The organism is Synechococcus sp. CCY9201, from assembly GCF_034931105.1.
Lineage (GTDB): Bacteria > Cyanobacteriota > Cyanobacteriia > PCC-6307 > Cyanobiaceae > CBW1002.
Genome location: NZ_JAYGIC010000019.1, coordinates 1 through 3,733, shown reverse-complemented (window position 1 = coordinate 3,733; position 3,733 = coordinate 1). Strand labels below are relative to the sequence as shown.

4 protein-coding genes are annotated in these 3,733 nt (G+C 70.1%); 1 reads left to right on the top strand and 3 read right to left on the bottom strand.

Annotated features, from left to right (window positions below):
* Together VB716_RS01820 and VB716_RS01815 are read right to left on the bottom strand one after the other, a co-directional pair.
* Nucleotides 1-1,164 (bottom strand): glycosyltransferase family 39 protein (locus tag VB716_RS01820; protein ID WP_323269574.1); only part of this gene is annotated, 1,164 nt, incomplete at its 3' end.
* 26 nt (nt 1,165-1,190) lie between these two features.
* Nucleotides 1,191-1,823: a cysteine hydrolase family protein gene (locus VB716_RS01815; protein ID WP_197157599.1), complete on the bottom strand. Its 633-nt coding sequence runs from the start codon at nt 1,821-1,823 to the stop codon at nt 1,191-1,193.
* Between the two features lie 77 nt (nt 1,824-1,900).
* Between VB716_RS01815 and VB716_RS01810 the strand changes: the two genes are divergently transcribed.
* Nucleotides 1,901-3,310: a glutamine synthetase family protein gene (locus VB716_RS01810; RefSeq protein WP_323269573.1), complete on the top strand. Its 1,410-nt coding sequence runs from the start codon at nt 1,901-1,903 to the stop codon at nt 3,308-3,310.
* A gap of 2 nt (nt 3,311-3,312) precedes the next feature.
* Here the strand turns inward: VB716_RS01810 and VB716_RS01805 are convergent.
* On the bottom strand, nt 3,313-3,733 hold a 421-nt coding region (locus VB716_RS01805; RefSeq protein ID WP_323269572.1), incomplete at its 5' end, for a sigma-70 domain-containing protein.

The window sequence follows — 3,733 nt, the reverse complement described above, 5'->3', positions numbered from 1 at the left end:
CGCCAGCCGCGGGCCGCCCCGCTGTCTCAGGGCCAGGCCGAAGCTCCACCAGCCACGGGCCAGCAGCAGGGCCAGCAGCGGCAGCAGTGGCGCGATGTAGCGGGGATCCTTGTTGGGGCTGAGGGTGATCAGCACCCAGCCAGACAGGCTGCAGCCGATCAGCCATGGCCATCCCGTCGGCAGTTGGAGCACGGGTCGCCGCAGAGCCTGAAGGGGGGCCCAACGGCGCTGGGGATCGCGCAGCACCGGCAGCAGGCCGATCAGCCCACCGATCAGGGCGATGGCCAGCACGGGCAGTCCCAGCTGCTGGGGCCAGAGCCGCGGATACCAGAGCAGGCTTGTCAGGCTGAAGACGGCCGGATCCCCCTCCGCCGCCGCCGACTCGATCACGGCCCGGTTGGTGCCACCGATCGTGGTGATCCAGTTGTGGTGCAGCCAGGGGAGACAGACCGCCAGCACCAGCGCCAGCGCCGCCAGCGCCTGGAGCCGCCGTCCGGGCTGGCCCAGTCCGCGCAACGCCGCCCAGCAGCAGGGCCCGAGCAGCACCAGCAGGGCGCTCTGCTTGACCAGCACTGCCGCGGCCACCGCCAAGGCCGCCAGCAGGCTCTGGCGCCACAGCCCCCCCTGGGGCGCCTGCCAGCGACCCAGCAGCCACAGCGCCAAAGTCGTGGTGGCGGCCAGGGACAGATCGAGGGTGAAGACCAGGCGCAACTCAGCCAGGCCGGGCAGCAGGGCGGTGAGGGCCGCGGCCAGCAACCCGAAGCCGGGCGACACCAGCTGCCGCCCCCAGCAGGCCACCACCACCAGCAACAGGCCGTGCCACACCGCCAGGCCGCCGACCGCCTGATCCGGCCGATCCCCCACCAGGGCCATGATGCTGCCGTTCACCAGGGAGGCCAGGGGTGGAATCTTGGGGGAGAGATCCAGCAACCCGTCCCAGCCCGGCCAGCCACCGCCAGGCAACAACCCGAGGGCCCGGCCGTGGTCCACTGCGCTGTTGAGGTAGTCGGCCTCGTCCCAGTCGGGGATGGAATGATCGGCCGCGAGCCAGCTGCGATCCCACAGGGTGGCCAACAGCCAGATCGCCAGAAGGGTGAGCCACCAGAACCAGGCCCTGCGGTGCAGCGGCGGCCGGGGGGTGGAGACGGAGGAAGCCAGAACCAAGCGTCCGTGGTCGCCTCACTCTGGCTTCAAGCCTCCCCCAGCGACACCGCCCACTCCGCCACGCTGCACTGGCGGCCGTAGCCCTGGAAACAGGCCAGGGCGGCCTCATGGCGTTCGGGTGTTTCCGCCTGGCAGGCATCGGTCAGACAGATCACCTGGTAGCCGCGATCGGCCGCGTCCTTGACGGTGTGGTCAATGCACTGATCGGTGAGCAGACCGGCCACGATCAGCTCGCGCACGCCGAGGTTGCGCAGCAGATAGTCGAGCACGGTGGAGGAGAAGGGGGAGGAGGAGCTTTTCGGCAGCACGATCTCGTCAGGATCAGGGGTGAGAGGCCTGATCACCTGTGCCTCCCTGGAACCTGGCGCAAAGCCCATGCCGCAGCGCTGGTAATCAAGGCTGCGGTCGCGGCCATCGCGGGTGAGGTTGGCGATCACCGTGTGAATCACCTCGATGCCCTGGTTCCTGGCCAGGGCCAGGGTCCGCTCCAGGCATGGCAGCGTTCTGGCCTGGAAGCGCTCCAGGAAGGCCGGTCGCCGCTCCATCAGCTCGGGACCGCAGGTGCCGTTCTGGAGATCCACCAGCAGCAGGGCCCGCTGGCCGGCCCTGAGTGCGCGGTCAGGAACCGGCGGCCTGGAGTTCAGGGGCGAGGGGGCCATCACGGGCGTTGCGGCTCCGCCCAGGCTGACGAGCGCAGGGCGGCGGCGCCATCCTGAACGTTCCAGCCCGCCCGCCCATGGCTATTCCCGGGAGCCGTCACCCGAGCCTCGCCCAGCGAGCGGAGGCCCGCGCCAGGCTCCTGCTGCCGGAGCTGCAGCAGCGCGGCCTGCGCCAGCTGGCGATCACCTTCGTGAACCACGGCGGCCTGCCCCTGGTCAAAGGGATCCCCCTGGCCCGCCTGCCCCAGGTGGCCGCCAGTGGGGTGGGTTTCTCACCGGTGTCTGATGGCTTCGGTGCCACCGGCGGCATCGATGGCCTCCAGTCCCTGGCCCGCCCGGACGGGGATCTGCGGCTGATCCCGGATCTCGACAGCCTGGTGCTGCTGGATGTCGCGTCGGGCTGGGGCTGGCTGGCCGGCGATCGCTTCGAGCAGGACGGCAGTCCTTACGCGGCTGACCAGCGCAGCTTCTGCCGCCTCCAGGGCGATGCGGCGGCAATGGCGGGTCTGACGGTGAACGCCGGCTTCGAGATCGAATGGGTGGTGGGCAGTCCCAGCGGTGTGGGCGGCTATCTCAGCCCCACCATTGGCGGCAGCCCCTATGGCGCCGACCGCCTGATCGAGGGGCTCGACTACCTCAGCGCGATCACCGCCGCCCTGGACGCCGCCGGCCTTCCCTGGCTCCAGATCCACCCGGAATACGGTGCCAGCCAGTTCGAACTGTCCCTGGCGGCTGCCGATCCGCTCCAGGCCGCCGACCAGCTGGTGTGCGCCCGGCTGATCATCCAGCGGGTGAGTCTCCGCTTCGGCTGGCGGGCCTCCTTCAGCCCGATGGTGTCATCGGAGCGGGTGGGAAACGGTGGCCATGTGCATCTCAGTCTTGAACGCGACGGAGTGCCCCTGTTCGGCGGTGGCAACGGTCCGGGAGGTCTCACCACCCCCGGCCAGGGCGCTCTGGCCGCGCTGCTGGAGCGGCTGCCAGCCTTGCTGGCGATCGCCACCCCGCTGGCGGTCTCCTACCGGCGTCTGGTGCCGGGGCGTTGGGCAGCTCCCTTCCAGATCTGGGGGGTGGAAAACCGGGAAGCGGCCCTGCGGCTGATCCCGGGCGGCCCTGAGGAAAGCAGCCACCTGGAGCTGAAGGTGGTGGATGCCGCCGCCAACCCGTATCTGCTGCTGGGCGCTCTGTTGGCGGTCATGGTCCATGGCATCGACCATCCCAGTCCCCTGCCGCCACCGGTGGTCGGCGACCCCGCCCGCCTGGGGTTGACTGACACCGGTGAGAATCCGGCCGCACCGGCCCGGCTGCCTCGCCAGCTGAGCGAAGCCGTCGAGCACCTACGCCGTGACGACCTGCTTGCCGGTGTGATGGGAGAAGCCCTGCATCACACCGTGATCGAAAGCCGCGAGGCGGAGCTGCGCCGCAGTGCCAATCTCTCGGAAGCGGACCTGATCGCCACCACCTGCTGGTGGCCGCCGATCCAGGCCTGAGCTCAGCAGGCCACGTAGTCCTCCACCGCCTCACTGAGGCGGCGCAGCCCGGCCAGGGCATCGCGTTCGAGATTGCGGACCCGGTCGCGGCTGATGCCCAGGACCCGACCGATGCCGGTGAGGCTCATCGGCTCCTCCACATCAATGCCATAGCGCATCTTCAGCACCCGACCCTGGATCACGGGCAGGCGTTCGATCAGGGCCCGCAGGTCGCCGCGCAGGCATTCGCCATCCACCAGCTCTTCGGGCAACACGCCATCACCGGCCAGGAGGTCGAGCAGTTCGGTGTCATCGCCGTCGCCCACCTTGGTTTCCAGGCTGACCGGCTGGCGGGCCCGGCAGAGCAGCTCCTTGACCTCGTCTTCCGGCAGTTCGACAAACACCGCCAGCTCGGTGACGGTGGGGGTGCGGCCCAGCTCCTGG

Excerpts from the sequence above, each read along its gene's own strand:
- VB716_RS01815 (WP_197157599.1), bottom strand. The coding sequence starts at position 1,823 with ATGGCCCCCTCGCCCCTGAACTCCAGGCCGCCGGTTCCTGACCGCGCA.
- VB716_RS01810 (WP_323269573.1), top strand. The coding sequence starts at position 1,901 with ATGGCTATTCCCGGGAGCCGTCACCCGAGCCTCGCCCAGCGAGCGGAG.